The following is a 19625-nucleotide window of genomic DNA, read 5'->3' as shown; positions in this document are numbered from 1 at the left end:
AACCACCTGTGTCATGTCTGGTGTTTTCACCAGTAACCTTGCGGTGACCACATACATAAGGCCGCCATATTCAATTACAAGGCTCGGTATGCAAATTTTTTCAGCAGGCTATAAAACAACGGGGCCGCTGATGCGGCCCCGCAGGTGACGGGTCTGGTTACTTGTCGCGGCGCTCGTATTCGCCTTCGATCACGTTCGGGCGATGTCCGCCGTCGCGCGGCTGCGCCTGAAACGGGTCGTCCTGAAACGCCCGCTGGCGCATGGCTTGGGCCTGGGCCCGCTCGCGCAGCTTGCGGGCTGCCAAATGGCGAGTGAACGGCAGCAGGCACAGCAGGCCCAGTACGTCACTGATGAAACCTGGCAGCAACAACAGCCCACCACCGACAGCCAGCATCAAGCCCTGGAACATGTCCTCAGCGGGCAATTCGCCGCGCTGCAGGCTTTCCCGGGCACGCAGGGCGGTGGCCAAGCCAGCCACTCGCATCACCAGCACACCCAGGGCGGAGCCGGCGATGATCAATAGCAGCGCCGGAAAGAAGCCGATCGCGGCGCTGACTTTGACGAAGACAAACAGCTCAAGCACCGGGAACAACAGAAACAGCAATAGAAAAGCACGCATCAAAGCATTCCTCGTTGGAAGAAACCCTTCCCCTAAGACCTCCAGATGGATGCGTCAGCTCGCAATTTCAAGCCTCGACCTCAGTCGCAGCCGGCCATTGGTCAGCGCGCGCCAGCAAAACCAAGGCTTCACGCACTTGTGTCGGCGTGTTGCAGATTGTTGGGAAGGCGAGCCAGTAGACCGCCTGGCCGATGCGCAGGTGCATCCCTTCGCTGTCGACGCCCACCAATTGCGCTGGTACACCGCGTGGCAGGCCACTGAGCTCTACATAATGGGCAATGGCATTGGCATGGTCGCTGTTCATGTGCTCGACCATGCTGGCCTCGGCTTTGCCCGCAAAGGGGTTGGCAAGGGTGACCTGATCGAGCCAGTGGATGGCGCCGAAGCCACCGATGTAGCGGTGACGTACCGGCTGCAATACCCAGAAGTCGAAATCGTGAGCCTTGTGGTAATCGGCAGCATCGGGGAAATAGCGGTAATAGCGCTGGGCCGCTGCTTCGATTGCCGCTTCGTCGTTCAATTTATGCGCTTGGGCCATCACCGTCAGCCTGCCGACGGCCTGAACATCCTCAGCCTCACGCTCACCCACCAGCAGCGAGCACTTGGCATCGTTTTGCAGGTTGTGCGTATGCTGGGCGATGCGACTGATGAGTATCAGTGGATTGCCCTGAGCATCCAGGCAGTACGGCACCACCGAACCGAACGGGTAGCCCGGCATGGACTTGGAATGGGTCGACAGCACGCCGCGGTATTCTTTGAGCAACAGCTCCCGAGCGGGGCGGATGGCGTTGGTACTCACTGAAGGCGGCTCCTGATGGCGGGGTTGATGCAACACGATAAGCATTATCCCCGCCACTGCCAATGGTGCCGCCGCTCGGCCAGGCTTACCAGGTCACGCCGAAACCTGCGGTATAACGAGTCTTGTCCAGGTTGCTCTCGCGGGTACCGGTGATGATGTCCCGCTCCGCCTTGAGGTTGAGCGACGCCCATTCGGTGACCTTGTAGCGCAGCCCTACTTCGGCATCCAGCGAGTAGTCGGCCACACCGCCCAACGGCTTGGCCAGCTCGCCATTGGTGAACAGCTGGACATTCTTGCCGATCAGGTAGCGGGTGTAGTCCCACTTCACCGCTGCCGAGTAGAAGTTGTCCTTGCCACCATCCTGGTATTCGAAGTCGGTTCGGTTGATCAGCGAACCCAGGGAGAAAGCGCCCAGTTCGTCGTCCCAGAACTGATAGCCCGGGCCAGTACCGACCGTACGCTGGCGCGCAAGGTCTTCGACGTGGTCGCGCTTGTATTCAAGACGCCCCTGCCAGAACCACTTCTCGGTCAAGAAGCGGTCAAGTGCGTACTCGGCGCTCCAGTTGTCGGTGGTGGTGACGTCGTCCTTGGTCTCGCGGTTGTACTCACCTTCGGCGTTGTGCCGCCAGCGGCCATGGCGGGCCGTGGTCTTGAAACCGATATCGTAGTCGTCGGTGTCGTTCTCGGCGCGCTTATAGTCCAAGGCTACGTCGACATTACCCTTCCAGATCAGGTCCTCGACCATAGGCTTGGGCTTCATGATCTGCTCGATACTGGCAAGCTCTACCGTTTTTGGCGCTTCGCCATTGGCCAGGGTGACCTTGCCTGGTTCGGCAGCCTTCAGGGATTTGGCCTTTTCACCGTTATAGGCATCCTGCTTGACCAACAACTCTTGATCGCTTTCAAGCGTTTTAACTTGCTTCCAATCCAGGGCGATGGAGCCACCATAGGGCGTTTGCAACAGCAGCTTGCCGCCATCGAATACCTTGATCTTGCCGGAGAGGCGGTCACCGTTCTTCATCCAAACAGTATCGGCCATCGCCGGGGTAGCGCACACGGCAGCGGTCAACAAGCACAGCAGCGATCTAGAATACATAAGCGCAATATGGGTTCGATTTGTCGAAAAAGCCGGGCATTATCCGGATGCTGGCGGCCAGAGCAAGCACAGACCCAGGAGAATGCCATTGAGTTCAACTCTCATTTGCCCTAACCACTCGTCCGGTTTCATTCCAGGCCAGAGCCGTTGGGATGTCTGACGAATTCGACGTCACTTTGGCGTCCCCAGCAGCCCGACGAACGGCGTTGTATTCCGTCCTTGGCCAAGTGCCGGAGGGCAAAGTCGTGAGCTATGGCCAACTTGCCGAGCTGGCGGGGCTTGGCCGTGCGGCGCGTTGGGTGGGGCGCACACTTGGGCAGTTGCCAGCCGATAGCCGATTGCCCTGGCACCGCGTGCTTGGCGCAGGCGGGCGCCTGAGCCTGGCGCAGGGAACGCCCTCGGGGGATGAACAGCGGGCCAGACTACGCGCGGAGGGCGTCAATTTAGCCAATAATCGTGTGGATATGACGCGCCATGGCTGGCGCCCGATGGAGCACAGCGGTTAGAGTGCGCGCTTTGTTTTCGCAATTTTGAGGCAGATATTGGCCCATGCCCCGTAAAACCTGGCGCGCTGCGCTCGCTGCCTATGCCAGCCCGTCTACTTTGGTACTTTTGCTGCTCGGTTTCGCGGCTGGCCTGCCTTACATGCTGGTGTTCTCCACGCTGTCGGTGTGGCTGCGCGAAGCGGGCGTAGCCCGCGAAACCATTGGCTACGCCAGCCTGATCGGCCTGGCCTACGCCTTCAAATGGGTATGGTCACCCTTGCTCGACCAATGGCGCCTGCCATTGCTCGGCGGCTTGGGGCGGCGACGTTCGTGGCTGTTGCTGTCGCAATCGCTGATCGTGATCGGCCTGATCGGCATGAGCCTGTGCGACCCGCAACAGCACCTGTCCTGGCTCATCGCGCTGGCCGTGCTGGTGGCCTTCGCCTCAGCCACCCAGGACATCGCGGTGGACGCCTATCGGCTGGAGATCGCCGACGATCAGCGCCAAGCTGCCCTGGCCGCCAGCTACATGGCCGGCTACCGGGTAGCTGCCCTGCTTGCCACAGCCGGTGCATTGTTCTTTGCAGAATGGTTCGGCTCAACTGGCTTCAGCTACCTGCACAAGGCCTGGGCGGGCACTTACGTGCTGTTCGGGGTGATGATGCTGCCGGCGCTGTTCACCACCCTGGTAATGCGTGAGCCACCGGTGCCACTGCGCACTCAGTTATCGGCCGCGCGCTATGGCTTGATGCATCAGATGGCTTCGGTATTCGTGCTGATCATCCTACTGGTGTCGGTGCCGGCCAGCTTCACACAGATGTTCAACACCGGGTGGTCGAGTGTGATCTCCGGGGACGCGACCCCTCTGGACCTGTTGCTGGAAGACCGTGCGTTCCTGCGCCTGATCCTCTATGTGCTGCTGACCTGGGCCTGCCTCTCGAGCCTCGGCCGCCGCGGCCTGGCTCCGGTGCTGACGCCGGTTCACGACTTCATCACGCGCTACCGCTGGCAGGCCTTGTTGCTGCTGGGGCTGATCGCCACCTATCGCATGTCGGACACGGTGATGGGGGTAATGGCCAACGTGTTCTACATCGACATGGGCTTCACCAAGGATGAAATCGCCAGCGTCAGCAAGGTATTCGGCCTGATCATGACCCTGGTGGGCGCCGGGGTGGGTGGCTTGCTGATCGTGCGCTTCGGCATCCTGCCCATTTTGTTCATCGGCGGTGCCGCATCGGCTGCTACCAACATTCTGTTCCTGATGCTGGCCGACATGGGGCCGAATCTGGAAATGCTGGTAGTGACCATTTCGCTGGACAACTTCAGCTCCGGCTTGGCCACCTCAGCGTTCGTCGCTTACCTTTCGAGCCTCACCAACCTGAAGTTCTCGGCCACCCAATACGCGCTGCTCAGCTCGATCATGCTGCTGCTGCCACGCCTGATCGGCGGTTATTCGGGGGTGATGGTGGAAAAGTATGGTTATCATGACTTCTTCCTGATCACCGCCCTACTAGGGGTGCCCACGCTGATCCTGATCGCTCTGCACTGGCGGCAGGAGGCGGGCCGGGGAAAGCAGGTTGCGGTGAATAACTCGGCCACCGAGCAGCCTTGATCGCTTTTTGCGAGCGGTCACGCCTCTTCGCCGCAAAGCCCACTTCTACCGCCAATGCACAAGCCTTTAGACACTGTGCATTGCCTGTAGAAGCGGGTTCAACCGCGAAGAAGCCGGCCTAGGCAGCCAAGACTATTGAGCGACCGCCCCTTCCCCAGGCCGCCCACCCACCACGAACCAAAGCGGCCACAGTGCCAGGGCCCCTGCCAGGCCAGCGGCCAGGGCAAAGTGCAACAGGCTCGCTCCCGCCCCAATCATCGCCAGCAACGCGCCACCAAGCCCCAGCAAGGCGATGGTGATCATGCCCAACATCGCCGATACCAACCCTTTGCTCTGTTCGCTGGCGAACAGCGTCATGCGATACAGAACAGCGTTGGCCACACCCAGCCCCAACGCATACAGCGACATGCCGGCAACCACGCTGGTGACCGTCGGCCACAACCAGGTCGCCAGCACCATTACACACAGGCCGGCCAGATAGGGCGCCAGCGCCCCGCGTACAAGGCTTGCCAGCGGGTATTGGTCCGCTATGCGGTTGATGATCAAATTACCCAGGATCAACCCGCCGAAAACCGGCAATTGCCACAGTGCGTAGGCCATGGTGCTCAGCCCTTCGTCATGGATCAGCAACACCGGTGACAGGCCGATCCAGCCAATCAGCGGCAGCCCCACCAGCCCCAGCGCGGCACTGCCTGCGACGAATTTGCGGTTGCCCAGCAACTGCCCGTAACCGGCAAGCAACGGCAGCAGGTGAATCGGCGTAAAGGCCAGCCGCGAACCGTCGCGGCGCTCTACACCCAGGGTTTCCGGCATCAGCCGATACAGTAGCAGCCAGCACACAACGGCCCCCATGGCGAAGGCTACGAACAGCCAACGCCAGTCCAGCCATTGCAGCATAAGGGTGCCGACCAGTGGACCGAGCAGTGGCGAAAGCAAAGCGATATTGGCCAACAGCGCCATCATGCGCACCGCATCCGCTTCACTGAACGACTCGTTGAGCGCCGGGTAGCTGACGGTTACCACAAAACCCAGGCCGATGCCCTGCAGCAGGCGCAGCAGATTGAACAGGCCGATATCGTCCACCCAGTAGGTGGCCAGGCAAGCAACACCGAACGATGCGCAGCCAGCCAGCAACAGCGGGCGGCGGCCGTAGCGGTCGGCCAGCGGGCCAATCAGCCATTGCAATACAACGCCACCGAGCAGATACAGGTTGAGCGCATGGGGGATGTATTCGGGGCTGGCATTGAGGTGCTCGACCACCATCGGCATTGCCGGCATCACGGCATCGCTGGCCAGGTAGGTGAGCAATTCGAACAGCGCCAGGGTCAGCCCGAACAGCAAGGCCCGCAGTGGCGTGATGTAGAGCAGTGGTTTCATGATGGTGTATCGGAACAGGCAAGAGGGGTCAGGCTATATGCCAGAAAAGGCCAACACATGCTGTGAACAAGTGTAAGGAGGGGGATGAAAACACCGAGGGCCGCTGCTGCGACCCCCGGCTTAGCGTCACTGTGCGGCAGTCTCCTGCACGACACGAATCACTCGCTGCGGGAACGGGATATCGATGCCTTCGGCCTTCAACCGGTCACGGGCCTGTTCGTTGAGCATGAACATCACGTCCCAGTAGTCGGAGGTTTTGGTCCACAGGCGCAGGGAAACGGTGATCGAACTGTCACCCAAGGTCGAGACGACTGCCTGAGGCGCAGGTTCTGCCAGCACACGAGGGTCCTGCGCCAGCTCCAACAGCACGTTGCGGGCCTTCTGCAGGTCAGCCTCGTAGTCCACGCCCACATCGAACACCACCTTGCGCGTGGGCTGGCGGTTGGTGTTGGTAATGATGCCGTTGGACAGAGCACCGTTGGGCATGATCACCGTCTTGTTGTCACCGGTGCGCAGCACAGTGTGGAAGATCTGGATGCTGTCGACCGTACCCGCCACGCCTTGCGCTTCGATCCAGTCGCCGATGCGGAACGGGCGGAACATCAGGATGAGCACGCCACCTGCGAAGTTCGCGAGGCTGCCCTGCAAGGCCAGGCCGATCGCCAGGCCAGCGGCACCGATGGCGGCAACGAACGAGGTGGTTTCGATGCCGATCATCGACGCCACGCTGACGAACAGCAGTATCTTGAGCACGATGTTCGACAAGGTGCTGATGAAGCCTTGCAAGGCGAGGTCAGCATTACGCAAGCCGACCAATTTGCCCAGGCGTGCGCTGACCTTGTTGATGATCCACCAGCCGACCGCCAGGGTCAGCAGTGCCAGCAGCAGGCGGCTGCCATATTCCATGAGCAAGGGCACCCAGGTCTGAGTCTGGCGTACCAGATGGTCAACTTCGGCGTTCAAATCCATATTCATCTCCTGATGCCAAACGGCACGTACACAGTAAAGCGGGCGGCTGACGTCGCAGCCGCCGTGAACCCCGATGGACAACGCTGCGCCATCAGGGTTTCAGGTGCCGCGATCAATCGCGGAAGTTGTTGAACTGCAACGGCATGTCGAATTCCTTGGTCCGCAGCAGGGCAATGGCTTCCTGCAGGTCATCACGCTTCTTGCCGGTGACGCGCACCTGCTCGCCCTGGATGGCGGCCTGGACCTTGAGCTTGCCGTCTTTGATGGTGGCGACGATCTTCTTGGCCAGGTCCTTGTCGATGCCTTCGCGGAACTTCGCTTCCTGTTTCTTTTCCTTGCCCGAGGCATATGGGTCTTTGGTTTCCAGGCACTTCACGTCGATCTTGCGCTTGACCAGCGCCAGGCGCAGGATTTCCAACATGGCTTCGAGTTGGAACTCTTCCTCGGCGGTCAGTACGACGGTCTGTTCCTTGTCCTTGAACTCGAAGCTGCCCTTGCCTTTGAGGTCATAGCGGCGGTCGAGGTCCTTGATAGCGTTATCGACGGCGTTCTGCACTTCGTGCTTGTCCAGTTCCGATACCACGTCGAACGAAGGCATGGGTTGTCTCCATAAAATGAAAGCGCGCTCAGTCTGAACATGGAGCGCGTCGGTGTAAGGGGGTTAAAATGCCGGCTCATTATAACGGGTTGCGAAACGCAGATGAGCAGCACCTGGCATATTCTCGGCGCCGGTAGCCTCGGTAGCCTCTGGGCCTGCCGGCTGGCCCGCGCAGGCAAAGCAGTCCGCCTGATCCTACGCGATGCACAGCGCCTGCAGGCCTACCAGCAGGCCGGTGGCCTGACCCTGCTCGAACAGGATCGGGCCAGCCTGTACGCGATCCCGGCCGAAACGGCCGAGTCCGGTGGCCCCATTCATCGCCTGCTGGTGGCCTGCAAGGCCTACGACGCCGCCCCCGCCATCGCTGCCCTGGCGCCGCGCCTGGTGGCAGGCGCAGACCTGGTATTGCTGCAAAATGGCCTGGGGAGCCAGGATGAGGTCGCTGAACGAGCGCCACTGGCGCGTTGCGTTTTCGCCTCCAGTACCGAAGGCGCATTTCGCGAAGACGACTGGCGAGTACGCTTTGCCGGCCACGGTTTCAACTGGCTGGGCGACCCGGCCAATCCTACCCCGCCGCCATGGTTCACAGACCTTGGCGAGGCCGGCATCCCTGCTCAATGGACGCCCGATATCCTTAGTCGGCTCTGGCGTAAACTGGCGCTCAACTGTGCCATCAACCCGTTGACCGTTCTGCACGACTGCCAGAACGGAGGGCTGCTCGGGCATCTGGACGAGGTCGAGGCGCTGAGCACTGAACTGGCCGCGTTGCTGCGCCACTGCGGTCAGCCACTGGCTGCCAGGGATCTTGACGAAGAAGTTCAGCGGGTAATCCTGGCAACGGCTGCCAACTACTCTTCCATGTACCAGGACGTACGCGCTGGTCGACGTACTGAAGTGCATTACTTGCTGGGGCACGTTTGCCGAGCAGCAGCGCGCCACGGTATGCGCGTGCCACAGCTGGAACACCTGCATCAGCGTCTGGTCGATAATCTGCGAGCGCGTGGTTTGCCCAGCGCGTGATTTCAACCCATAGGGACATTGCCTTACCCATGAGCCTGCGCCAACGCCTGGAAAACCTCCCGGTCGGGCAAAAACTGCTGGCGGCCCTACTGGTACTGCTGGTGACTATCCTGCTGGTGGCCAATCTGGCCTTCATCAGCGCCGCGTACTGGATCACCCAGGACAGCATGGCGCCGCAGGCGTTGCAGACCATCGGCAAGCTGGTCGCCAACCCGCAGCTCTCTGCCCGCGCTGCCGACTCGAGCGAAACCGCCACTGCTTTGCTCAAAGAGCTGGACAGCTATACCCCGCTTCGCGCCGCCGCCCTTTACGGCGGCGATGGCAAGATGCTGGCGCAGCTGCAGCACGGCGAGCCTATGGTCCTGCCCAAGCGCTACCGCAACATCGACGGTTGGCGCCTGATGGAGTTTCGCAGCACCCAGTTGATCCGCATCCCGCGCGATGCCAGCCCACCGGCACACCTGTTGCTGGTCGCCAGCAGTGAACTGCCCACCGCGTTCTACACCGGCACCCTCAGCGCGAGCCTTGCGATACTGGTGTTCAGCATTTTGCTGTGGCTGGTCATTGCCCGGCAGATAAAACGGCTGATCACCCAGCCGATCAACCAACTCGAGGAACTCAGCCGCCAGGTCACCCGCGAGGAAAGCTATGCCCTGCGTGCCAAGCGCGGCAATGACGATGAAATCGGCAGCCTGGCCGATGCGTTCAACACCATGCTCTCACGCATCGAAGCACGCGAGCAGCAGCTCAAGCGCACCCGCGACGAGTTCCAGACCGCCTATGATCAGGCCCAGGGCCTGGCCGAGGAAACGCGCCATACCAACCGCAAGCTGGAGCTGGAAGTTCAGGTACGCAGCAAGATCGAGAAGAAGCTCACGGGGTTTCAGAACTACCTCAACAGCATCATCGACTCCATGCCTTCGGCCCTGATCGCGCTCGACGAACAGCTCTACGTCACCCAATGGAACCACGAAGCCACGGTGCTTTCCGGCACTCCCCTGGACCAGGCGCTGAACCAGCCGATCTTCATCGCGTTCGAACCGCTCAAGCCGTTCCTGCCCCAGCTCAAGGAAAGCGTCGAGAAGCACCGGGTGGCGAAGATCGAGCGGGTCACTTGGCCCAAGGACGACGACCTGCGCCACTACGCCTTGACCTTCTACCCGCTGATGGGCGGCGGCGGCCGTGGCGTGGTTATCCGCATCGACGACATCACCCAGCGCCTGTCGCTGGAAGAGATGATGGTCCAGTCGGAAAAAATGCTTTCGGTCGGCGGCCTGGCCGCCGGTATGGCTCACGAAATCAACAACCCGCTCGGCGCCATCCTGCACAACGTGCAAAACATTCGCCGGCGCCTGTCACCCGAGCTGCCGCGCAACCAAGAGCAGGCCAGCGAGCTGGGCATCGATTTGCCGAGCGTCAACCGCTACCTGGAGCACCGCGAAGTGCCGCAACTGCTAGACGGCATCCAACAGGCCGGGGCGCGCGCGGCGAAGATCGTGACTCACATGCTCAGTTTCAGCCGCCGCAGCAACCGCCAACTGGTGCCATGCGAGCTACCCGCGCTGATCGACCAGGCAGTGGAAATCGCCAGCAACGACTTCGACCTGACCATTGGCTTCGATTTCAAGGGCCAGGCCATCGTCCGCCAGTTCGACCCCAATCTGGGCCCGGTGCCATGCACGGCCAACGAGCTGGAGCAGGTGCTGTTGAACCTGCTCAAGAACGCCGCCCAGGCAATCCATCAGCGCCCTCAGCCATGCGAGCCAGGGCGTATCACCTTGCGTACTCGGCTCAATCCACCCTGGGCCGAGATTCAGGTCGAGGACAACGGCGTCGGCATGCCTGAAACCGTGCGTAAACGCACCTTCGAGCCATTTTTCACCACCAAGGAAATCGGCCAGGGGACCGGGCTTGGCCTATCGGTTTCGTATTTCATCATTACCAACAACCACAAGGGGCAGATGGAAGTGCATTCCTCGCCCGGCCAGGGCACCTGTTTCACCCTGCGCCTGCCCCTCTGCCAGCCCTCATCGGCGGCGCCGAACAACACGGAGGCATGACATGGGCTATCGCCTGTCGAAGATCTATACCCGTACTGGCGACCAAGGCGAAACCGGCCTGGGTGACGGCCGGCGCGTACCCAAGGACCACCCAAGGGTCGAAGCGATTGGTGAGGTGGACAGCCTCAACAGCCAGCTTGGGCTATTACTGGCCGGGCTTGCCGAGCATGGGCTTGAAGAAGTCAGCGCTGTCCTGGCGCCTTGCCAGCACCGCCTGTTCGACCTGGGGGGCGAGTTGGCGATGCCCAGCTATCAGGCCCTCGACCAGGCTGAGGTCGAACGACTGGAGGCGGCGATCGATGTGTGGAACGAAGAGTTGGGGCCCCTGAAGAACTTCATACTCCCCAGCGGTTCGGCGCTGGTGGCACAGGCCCACGTGTGCCGCAGCCTGGCGCGCAGTGCGGAGCGGCGCTGCCAGCAATTGAATGCGCTGGAGCCATTGCAGGGGGTTGGGTTGGCTTACATCAACAGGCTGTCCGATCTGCTGTTCGTGGCAGCACGGATCATCGGGCGGCGCCAAGGCATTGCCGAAGTCCTGTGGCAGCCTGCACCAAAGCCTCAAGGCTGAGATGACTGGGGCCGCTGCGCGGCCCCGAATACTCAAGCGTCTGGCCAGAAGGCGCGGACTCCCGCCACACCCTGTGCGCCAACCTCCCACGCCTGGTCTCGCTGCGCCGGACCAACGCCGCCCAGCAGGTAAACCGGCAGGTTGAAGCCAGCAATCAACCGCTGTGCTTCATCCCAGCCCAGCGGCACAGCCTGCGGATGAGTCTGGGTCGCCTGAACCGGTGAAAGCGTAACGAAATCCACGCCCATCTGCGCAGCCAAGGCCAACTCCTCGGCGCTGTGGCAAGATGCGGCCAGCCAGCGCTCCTGGGGGAACGGGCGACCGTTAGCTGCATACTTGCGCAGTTGCGCGGCAGTCAGGTGCCAGCCCGCTGACGGAAAGTCGCCGAGCCACTCCAATGGGCCTTTGAGCATCAGTTGCGCCTTGCCGGCGCAAAGGCCGACCGCGTCCACGGCTACATCACGGTACTTGGGGTCGTACATGTCTGGCGCGCGTAACTGAATCAGGCCAATGCCACTGGCCACGGCCTTCTGGATACCCTTGAGCAGTTGCGGCACCTCCAGGCCATCGGGGGTAATCAGGTACTGGTCCGGTAAGCGCGCAGCGGCGACGATCGGCTTGTTGGCCTCGGGAAACGCGTATTGAGGAAGGTCCCGTGGCGCAACCCAGGCCACAGGTTGGCCTTCAGCGCCGTGGGGCTCACCGGTGAACCCATCGACCTCACGGACATCCAGCAGCACCTGCTTGTCCGGGTAATCGTGGCTGACCTTGATCAACGCGCGCGAGCGGCTAACCTCGATGCCCAATTCTTCGCGCAGCTCACGAGCCAACGCCGCCTCTACGCTTTCGCCCTGCTCCACCTTGCCGCCAGGGAACTCCCAAAGGCCTCCCTGGTGCTGAGAATCGGCGCGGCGCGCAATCAGGATGCGGCCGTCACCGCCGCGAATCACCGCGGCTACTACATGAATTCGTTTCAACCTTCACACTCCGCCAGCCAGCATGCCGGCTCGATTGCTTGGGGGTAGGGCCGCCACGCGACCCCAGGTGAATCAGGTGCGGTATTCGGCGTTGATCTTCACGTACTCGTGGGACAGGTCGGTCGTCCAGATGGTTTCGCTGCACTGGCCGCGGCCCAACTCGATACGGATGGTGATCTCTTCCTGGGCCATCACAGCAGCGCCCTGCGCTTCGGTGTAGCTCGGGCTACGACCGCCTTGGCTGGCGATGCACACCTCGCCCAGGTATACGTCGATCAGGCTGACATCCAGCGCTGGCACGCCAGCACGGCCCACCGCCGCCAGAATACGGCCCCAGTTAGGGTCGGAGGCGAACAGCGCGGTCTTGATCAGCGGCGAATGCGCTACCGCGTAACCGACATCCAGGCACTCCTGATGGTTGCCACCACCGTTGACCTGCACGGTGACGAACTTGGTGGCGCCTTCGCCATCACGCACGATGGCCTGGGCCACTTCCATGCACACTTCGAACACGGCCTTTTTCAGCGCTTCGAACAACGCACCACTGGCCTCGGTGACTTCCGGCAGGTTGGCCTTGCCGGTGGCGATCAGCATGCAGCAATCGTTGGTCGAGGTGTCGCCATCGATGGTGATGCGGTTGAACGACTTGTTGGCGCCATCGAGCATCAAATCCTTGAGCACCGCCGGGGCGACCTTGGCGTCGGTAGCGATGTAGCCGAGCATGGTGGCCATGTTCGGACGGATCATGCCAGCGCCTTTGCTGATACCGGTGACGGTGACGGTAACGCCTTCGTGCTGGAATTGGCGACTGGCCCCTTTGGGCAGGGTATCGGTCGTCATGATGCCGGTAGCGGCTTCTGCCCAGTTGTTCTCCGACAGATCGTCCAGGGCCGCCTGCAGTGCGCCTTCGATCTTCTCGACCGGCAATGGCTCACCGATTACACCGGTGGAGAATGGCAATACCGATTCGGCCGGGACCCCAGCCAGCTCGGCCAGCTTGGCACAGGTACGCTCGGCAGCTGCCAGGCCCGGTGCGCCGGTACCGGCGTTGGCATTGCCGGTGTTGGTCAGCAGGTAGCGCACAGTGCCTTGTACGCGTTGCTTGGACAGGATCACCGGCGCGGCGCAGAAGGCGTTGAGGGTGAACACGCCAGCCACGCTGGAGCCTTCGGCACAGCGCATGACCACCACATCCTTGCGCCCAGGGCGCTTGATGCCGGCAGAAGCGATGCCCAGTTCAAAACCCGGAACCGGGTGCAGGGTGGGCAAGGGACCAAGACCAACAGCCATTAGAGCGCTCCTAGAAAACGGTGAATATGGAAAAAGGGGGCCGCAATGCGGCCCCCAGGTTGTCACGATACAGCAATCAGGTCAGGTCACTCGATCTGACCATGGCAATGCTTGAACTTCTTGCCCGAGCCACACCAGCACGGCTCGTTGCGGCCCAGCTTGAGGTCGTTACGCACCGGGGCAGCGGCGACCGCAACCTCGGCGCCCTCCTCGGCCAACTGCTCGCTTTCAAGCCCAGGTGCCTCGGCGTGCTGGAACTGCATGCGGCTGGCCAGTTCTTCGGCTTCGCGACGCAGACGTGCCTCTTCTTCGGCAGGGTCTTCGCGGCGCACCTGAACATGTGAAAGCACACGGATGGTGTCGCGCTTGATCGACTCGAGCAGTTCCTGGAACAGGGTAAACGACTCGCGCTTGTATTCCTGCTTCGGGTTCTTCTGGGCATAGCCACGCAGGTGAATACCGTGACGCAGGTGGTCCATGGTCGACAGGTGGTCTTTCCACAGATCGTCGAGCACACGCAACAGGATCTGCTTCTCGAAGGTACGCAGGGCATCGAGGCCGGCCTGGTCTTCCTTCTCGGTGTACGCCGTGGTGATTTCGTGCAGCAGCTTATCGCGCAGGGTTTCTTCGTAAAGACGATCGTCCTCGTCCAACCACTGCTGAATCGGCAGTTTGATGGCGAAGTCGCTGGCCAGCGACGCTTCCAGGCCGGCTACATCCCACTGCTCAGGCAGCGACTGCGGCGGGATATGCTGGCTGATGGTGGCGTCCAGGACTTCCTTGCGGAACTCGACGATGGTATCGCCGATGTTTTCCGCCGCCAGCAGGCTGTTGCGCATGTGGTAGATCACCTTGCGCTGTTCGTTGGCCACGTCATCGTATTCGAGCAGCTGTTTGCGAATGTCGAAGTTGCGGCCCTCGACCTTGCGCTGGGCTTTTTCGATGGCATTGGTGACCATGCGGTGCTCGATGGCCTCGCCGGACTGCATACCCAGCGCCTTCATGAAGTTCTTCACCCGGTCAGAGGCGAAGATGCGCATCAGGCTGTCTTCCAGCGACAGGTAGAAGCGGCTGGAACCCGGGTCGCCCTGACGGCCGGAACGGCCCCGCAGCTGGTTGTCGATACGGCGCGACTCATGGCGCTCGGAGGCGATCACATGCAGGCCACCGGCTTGAATGACCTGCTGGTGACGCTTCTGCCAGTCGGCCTTGATCTGAGCAATCTGCTCGGGGGTCGGGTTATCCAGGGCAGCCACTTCGGCTTCCCAGTTACCGCCCAGCAGAATGTCGGTACCACGGCCAGCCATGTTGGTAGCGATGGTCAGCGCACCCGGAGCACCGGCTTGAGCGATGATCTCGGCTTCCTTCTCGTGGTACTTGGCGTTCAGTACCTTGTGGTCGATGCCTTCCTTCTTCAGCAGGTTCGACATGTGCTCGGACGTTTCGATGGTGGCAGTACCCACCAGGATCGGACGGCCCTGGGTCATGCTCTCTTTGATGTCAGCGATGATCGCGGCGTACTTCTCGTCGGCGGTCAGGTACACCAGGTCGTTGAAGTCCTTACGCGCGAGCGGCTTGTTCGGCGGAATGACCATCACGTTGAGCGAGTAGATCTGGGCGAACTCGAAAGCCTCGGTGTCTGCGGTACCGGTCATACCGGACAGCTTGCTGTACAGGCGGAAGTAGTTCTGGAAGGTGGTCGAAGCCAAGGTCTGGCTTTCGGCCTGAATATTCAGGTTTTCCTTCGCTTCGATGGCCTGGTGCAGGCCCTCGGACAAGCGACGGCCCGGCATGGTGCGACCCGTGTGTTCATCGATCAGCAGCACCTGGCCGTCTTGAACGATGTACTCGACGTTGCGGTGGAACAGCTTGTGCGCACGCAGGCCGGCGTAGACATGGGTCAGCAGGCCCAGGTTGTGGGCCGAGTAGAGGCTTTCGCCCTCGGCCAGCAGGCCGGCCTGGGTCAGCATCTCTTCGATGTACTGGTGACCGGCTTCGTTGAGTTCGACCTGGCGGCTCTTCTCATCGATGGTGTAATGGCCTTCCTGGGTGACCTGGCCTTCGACTTCTTCGATGTGCTGGGTCAGGCGCGGGATCAGGCGGTTGATCTCGATATACAGCTTGGAGCTGTCTTCGGCCTGGCCGGAGATGATCAGCGGGGTACGCGCTTCGTCGATGAGGATCGAGTCGACTTCGTCGATGACCGCGAAGTTGAGGTCACGCTGGAACTTCTCTTCCTGGCTGAACGCCATGTTGTCGCGCAGGTAGTCGAAGCCGAATTCGTTGTTGGTGCCGTAGGTGATGTCGGCTGCGTAGGCTGCGCGCTTTTCTTCAGGCGGCTGGAAGGCTGATACGATGCCCACGGACAGACCGAGGAACTCGTACAGGGGGCGCATCCAGTTGGCGTCTCGGCGAGCCAGGTAGTCGTTCACAGTGACCACGTGCACGCCCTTGCCAGACAAGGCGTTGAGGTAAACGGCCAAGGTACCGACCAAGGTCTTGCCTTCACCGGTACGCATTTCTGCGATCATGCCCTCGTGCAAGGTCATGCCGCCGATCAGCTGCACGTCGAAGTGGCGCATGCCCATCACACGCTTACCAGCCTCACGGGCGACAGCGAAGGCTTCAGGCAGCAATTGGTCCAGCGTCTCGCCTTTGGCCAGGCGCTCCTTGAACTCTGCGGTCTTGGCGCGCAGCTGCTCGTCGGAGAGGGCCACCATTTTCTCTTCGAAGGCATTGACGATCGTTACCGTCTTGAGCATGCGTTTGACTTCACGCTCGTTCTTGCTTCCAAAAAGTTTTTTTAACAAAGGCGCAAACATATCGGCAGGATCTTCCACACGTAGGGATGGAGGGCGGCCCCATGAGTCGCCCGTGCAGCCCTGAGGCCGCATGCGAACGAGCATTCTACCCGGAAACGATGGTGAGGAAAGTGGTCGATTGCCACGATGCTGGCACAGCGCTTAGGCGGGGGCTTTTCTAAGATAGGGGCATTTTCCCTGAGTTCAACCCGCAGGTTGATGAAACGTGTCAATAAGGCCAGCACCGACCACGGGGATGTTAGACTGGCGATCTTGTAACTTGATGCAAACCACCATGGCTTCCAAACCCACACCCGCCCAGCCGCCTGCCGCCCTGCTACGTCAGAACCGCCCGTTACGCCTGTTGCTGAACCAGGCTGAGCGTTTGGAGCACCTGCAGCGCTTGCTGGAAAGCCAGTTGCAGCCGGCTGCAAGGGAGCATTGCCATGTGGCCTCATGGCGTGATGGCACGCTGCTGCTGGTGGTGACCGATGGCCATTGGGCGACTCGTCTGCGCTACCAGCAGAAGCGCTTGCAGCGCCAGTTACAAACCTTGGAAGCGTTCGGCAACTTGCAACGCATCCTGTACAAGGTTCAGCCACCGTTGGTGCCTGCCAAGCGCGGCGGCAACACGATCGAGCTGTCGAACAGCGCCGCCGAGAGCATCCGCGATTCCGCTGCAGGCATCGCCGACCCCAAGTTGCGCGCTGCTCTGCAACGGCTGGCGGCACATGCGAAGGGTAAGGGCTAGGGGCGCTTGTCTTGGGATCGCGCTGGCGCAGATATCGAGCGCCGCCCGCGCGGCGCATCGCGAGCTGCGCTCGCTCCTACGCTTGTTTCGGGCCAATTGATCCTGTGGGATTTGCGCGCGGACGCCTTTGTGCATGGCGCGGTATCGCGTCGTATGAACCAGGCGGTCGCGCGCACCTGCCACAGGCGTTACTGGCCCGAAACAAACGTAGGAGCGAGCGCAGCTCGCGATGCGCCGCGCGGGCGGCGCTCGATATCCGCACCCCGCCACCCCCCAGACAAACACCATAAAAAAGGCCACCCGAAGGTGGCCTTGATGACACTAGAGAGAGTGTTCGAACTTACACTGCCGCAACAGGGCGCATGTAGGAGATCGGTGCCGTACTGGCATCTTCGAATGTAACCACTTCCCAGGCATCGGTTTCTTCGATGAGCTTACGCAGCAGCTGGTTGTTCAGCGCGTGGCCGGACTTGTAGCCCTTGAACTCGCCGATCAGGCTGTTGCCCAGCAGGTAAAGGTCGCCAATGGCGTCGAGGATCTTGTGCTTGACGAATTCGTCATCCGAACGAAGGCCGTCTTCGTTGAGCACACCGGTCTCGTCGACCACGATGGCGTTCTCGACACTGCCACCGAGCGCAAGGTTATGCTTGCGCAGGTACTCGATGTCACGCATGAAGCCGAAAGTACGGGCGCGGCTGACTTCCTTCACGAACGACGTGCTGGAAAAGTCGACGACCGCACTCTGGGTCTGGCCCTTGAGGACCGGGTGATCGAAGTCGATCTCGAAGCTCACCTTGAACCCGTCAAATGGCAGGAAGGTGGCGCTCTTGTCGCCCTCCACCACTGTCACTTCACGCAGGATACGGATGAACTTCTTGGCTGCGTCCTGTTCTTCCAGGCCGGCAGACTGAATCAGGAATACGAAAGGACCGGCGCTGCCATCCATGATCGGTACTTCCGAGGCGGAGAGCTCGACGTAGGCGTTATCGATGCCCAGGCCCGCCATGGCGGAGAGCAGGTGCTCGACCGTATCGACCTTGACGTCACCGTTGACCAGCGTGGTGGACATGGTGGTCTCACCGACGTTGGCCGCACGCGCCGGGATCTCGACAACTGGGTCGAGGTCGGCGCGACGGAAGACGATGCCGGTGTCGACAGGCGCAGGCTTGAGGGTCAGGTAGACCTTCTCCCCGGAGTGCAGGCCGACGCCCGTGGCACGGATGGTATTCTTCAGGGTGCGTTGTCTAATCATGGCATTGGCCGCTTCAGCGCAAATAATGCGAACAGGTATCAACAAAGGCTGGGGATGATAACAGACCCTGCCTTTGCTGAACACCAATCACCCTTATACCCCTGATAAATTCCATCAATCGGCCTGACGACGCAGGAAGGCTGGGATATCGAGGTAGTCCAGGTCATCCTGAGGGTTGAGTTTAGCCGCCGCCGCAGCGCCTGCGTGGGCCTGGTTACGCATCACGGTCGGGCGCTCCAGGTCACGGTAGTTCACCGCTGGTTGCTCTGGACGCACTGGCGCCGGGTTGGACGCTTCGTACGCTTGCTGAGCGGTTTGCAGGGTGTTGTCGACCACTTTCACCGGTTTTTCGATGCGTGCGCCAAGGCCGGTCGCGACGACGGTGACATGCAGCTCATCGCGCATATCAGGGTCGATCACGGTGCCGACTTTGACCATGGCATGGTCGGAGGCGAAGGCTTCGATGATGCTACCGACGTCGGAGTACTCACCCAGCGAAAGGTCAGGGCCTGCGGTGATGTTCACCAGAATGCCGCGGGCACCCTGCAGGTTGACGTCTTCGAGCAGCGGGTTGCGAATGGCCGCTTCGGTGGCTTCGCGAGCACGGTTCGGGCCGCTGGCGCAACCAGTACCCATCATCGCCATGCCCATTTCACCCATGACGGTGCGTACGTCGGCAAAGTCGACGTTGATCATGCCTGGGCGCTTGATGATGTCGGAGATACCGCGAACGGCCCCGGCCAGTACATCGTCGGCCTTGGCGAAGGCGGACAGCAGGCTGGCGTCCTTGCCCAGGATGGTCAGCAGCTTCTCGTTAGGGATGGTGATGAGCGAGTCGACGCTCTCAGCCAGCATGCGGATGCCTTCATCGGCGATCTGCATACGTTTGCGACCTTCGAACGGGAACGGACGGGTCACCACTGCAACGGTGAGAATGCCCATTTCCTTGGCCACTTCAGCGATGATCGGCGCCGCACCGGTACCGGTACCGCCACCCATGCCGGTGGTGATGAACACCATGTTGGTGCCCTGCAGCACCTCGGCAATGCGCTCACGGTCCTCGAGTGCAGCCTGACGGCCGACCTCAGGATTGGCACCGGCACCCAGACCTTTGGTCACGCCGGTACCCAGTTGCAGAATGGTGCGTGCGCCGATGTTTTTCAGCGCCTGAGCATCGGTGTTGGCGCAGATGAACTCGACGCCTTCGATGCTGCTCTTGACCATGTGGTTAACGGCGTTACCACCACCACCACCTACGCCGATCACCTTGATGACCGGACTTTGCGGGACGTTGTCTACGAGCTCGAACATTTTCCCTCTCCTTACAGTTCTCTAGTTGTCGCGCCTACCA

Annotated in this window: 17 protein-coding genes; 6 read left to right on the top strand and 11 right to left on the bottom strand. The window is 61.2% G+C overall.

The annotated features are described in order from the left end of the window. Positions 1–157: 157 nt before the first annotated feature. From ACK59H_RS01415 to ACK59H_RS01405, 3 genes are all read right to left on the bottom strand, one after another. Positions 158–619 (bottom strand): FxsA family protein, encoded by a 462-nt coding sequence (locus tag ACK59H_RS01415; protein ID WP_060478111.1) that lies wholly within the window; start codon positions 617–619, stop codon positions 158–160. A gap of 67 nt (positions 620–686) precedes the next feature. Further along, the gene (locus tag ACK59H_RS01410) at positions 687–1418 is read right to left on the bottom strand and encodes a HugZ family protein (RefSeq protein ID WP_060478112.1); all 732 of its coding nucleotides are present in this window, start codon (positions 1416–1418) and stop codon (positions 687–689) included. 85 nt (positions 1419–1503) lie between these two features. Then, on the bottom strand, positions 1504–2514 hold the full coding sequence (locus ACK59H_RS01405; protein WP_060478113.1) for a DUF481 domain-containing protein: 1011 nt from the start codon (positions 2512–2514) through the stop codon (positions 1504–1506). A 152-nt stretch (positions 2515–2666) separates the two neighbouring features. On the opposite strand from ACK59H_RS01405, the gene ACK59H_RS01400 reads away from it, so the two are divergent. Next, positions 2667–3020, top strand: a complete 354-nt coding sequence (locus ACK59H_RS01400) for an MGMT family protein (protein ID WP_060478114.1) — start codon at positions 2667–2669, stop codon at positions 3018–3020. A gap of 43 nt (positions 3021–3063) precedes the next feature. Further along, complete coding sequence (locus ACK59H_RS01395) at positions 3064–4611, top strand: AmpG family muropeptide MFS transporter (RefSeq protein WP_060478115.1); 1548 nt, start codon at positions 3064–3066, stop codon at positions 4609–4611. 132 nt (positions 4612–4743) lie between these two features. Here ACK59H_RS01395 and ACK59H_RS01390 read toward each other — a convergent pair whose 3' ends face one another. From ACK59H_RS01390 to ACK59H_RS01380, 3 genes are all read right to left on the bottom strand, one after another. Beyond that, on the bottom strand, positions 4744–5988 hold the full coding sequence (locus ACK59H_RS01390; RefSeq protein ID WP_060478116.1) for an MFS transporter: 1245 nt from the start codon (positions 5986–5988) through the stop codon (positions 4744–4746). Between the two features lie 126 nt (positions 5989–6114). Then, positions 6115–6957, bottom strand: coding sequence for a mechanosensitive ion channel family protein (locus ACK59H_RS01385; RefSeq protein WP_060478117.1), 843 nt, complete (start codon positions 6955–6957; stop codon positions 6115–6117). A gap of 112 nt (positions 6958–7069) precedes the next feature. After that, entirely contained in the window at positions 7070–7555 is a 486-nt protein-coding gene (locus ACK59H_RS01380; protein ID WP_054884610.1) for a YajQ family cyclic di-GMP-binding protein, read from the bottom strand. Positions 7556–7657: 102 nt separating this feature from the next. On the opposite strand from ACK59H_RS01380, the gene ACK59H_RS01375 reads away from it, so the two are divergent. Genes ACK59H_RS01375 through ACK59H_RS01365 form a run of 3 tightly spaced genes read left to right on the top strand, consistent with a single transcriptional unit; the run spans position 7658 to position 11203 of the window. Then, positions 7658–8575, top strand: a complete 918-nt coding sequence (locus ACK59H_RS01375; RefSeq protein ID WP_409264185.1) for a putative 2-dehydropantoate 2-reductase — start codon at positions 7658–7660, stop codon at positions 8573–8575. 29 nt (positions 8576–8604) lie between these two features. Next, positions 8605–10635, top strand: coding sequence for an ATP-binding protein (locus ACK59H_RS01370; protein WP_060478119.1), 2031 nt, complete (start codon positions 8605–8607; stop codon positions 10633–10635). A 1-nt stretch (position 10636) separates the two neighbouring features. Continuing rightward, complete coding sequence (locus ACK59H_RS01365) at positions 10637–11203, top strand: cob(I)yrinic acid a,c-diamide adenosyltransferase (RefSeq protein ID WP_060478120.1); 567 nt, start codon at positions 10637–10639, stop codon at positions 11201–11203. A 32-nt stretch (positions 11204–11235) separates the two neighbouring features. Here ACK59H_RS01365 and ACK59H_RS01360 read toward each other — a convergent pair whose 3' ends face one another. The 3 genes from ACK59H_RS01360 to secA form a co-directional block, all read right to left on the bottom strand. Continuing rightward, the gene (locus tag ACK59H_RS01360) at positions 11236–12180 is read right to left on the bottom strand and encodes a Nudix family hydrolase (RefSeq protein WP_060478121.1); all 945 of its coding nucleotides are present in this window, start codon (positions 12178–12180) and stop codon (positions 11236–11238) included. Between the two features lie 72 nt (positions 12181–12252). After that, positions 12253–13470, bottom strand: coding sequence for a bifunctional glutamate N-acetyltransferase/amino-acid acetyltransferase ArgJ (gene argJ, locus ACK59H_RS01355; protein WP_060478122.1), 1218 nt, complete (start codon positions 13468–13470; stop codon positions 12253–12255). Between the two features lie 86 nt (positions 13471–13556). Next, the gene (gene secA, locus ACK59H_RS01350; protein ID WP_060478123.1) at positions 13557–16292 is read right to left on the bottom strand and encodes a preprotein translocase subunit SecA; all 2736 of its coding nucleotides are present in this window, start codon (positions 16290–16292) and stop codon (positions 13557–13559) included. Between the two features lie 274 nt (positions 16293–16566). Here secA and ACK59H_RS01345 point away from each other — a divergent pair, with 274 nt between their 5' ends. Continuing rightward, complete coding sequence (locus ACK59H_RS01345) at positions 16567–17022, top strand: DUF721 domain-containing protein (RefSeq protein ID WP_060478125.1); 456 nt, start codon at positions 16567–16569, stop codon at positions 17020–17022. Positions 17023–17362: 340 nt separating this feature from the next. Here the strand turns inward: ACK59H_RS01345 and lpxC are convergent, their stop codons facing one another. Both lpxC and ftsZ read right to left on the bottom strand, forming a co-directional pair. Continuing rightward, positions 17363–18274 carry a UDP-3-O-acyl-N-acetylglucosamine deacetylase gene (gene lpxC / locus ACK59H_RS01340; RefSeq protein WP_027917990.1) on the bottom strand — a complete coding sequence of 304 codons (912 nt, stop codon included), beginning with the start codon at positions 18272–18274 and terminating at the stop codon, positions 17363–17365. 114 nt (positions 18275–18388) lie between these two features. Next, the gene (ftsZ, locus tag ACK59H_RS01335) at positions 18389–19585 is read right to left on the bottom strand and encodes a cell division protein FtsZ (RefSeq protein ID WP_060479602.1); all 1197 of its coding nucleotides are present in this window, start codon (positions 19583–19585) and stop codon (positions 18389–18391) included. Positions 19586–19625 lie beyond the last annotated feature (40 nt).

The sequence above is a fragment of the Pseudomonas sp. KCJK9000 genome, assembly GCF_046230725.1.
Lineage (GTDB): Bacteria > Pseudomonadota > Gammaproteobacteria > Pseudomonadales > Pseudomonadaceae > Aquipseudomonas > Aquipseudomonas promysalinigenes.
The sequence above is the reverse complement of the archived record's forward strand: the minus strand, read 5'-3'. Positions and strand labels throughout refer to the sequence as shown.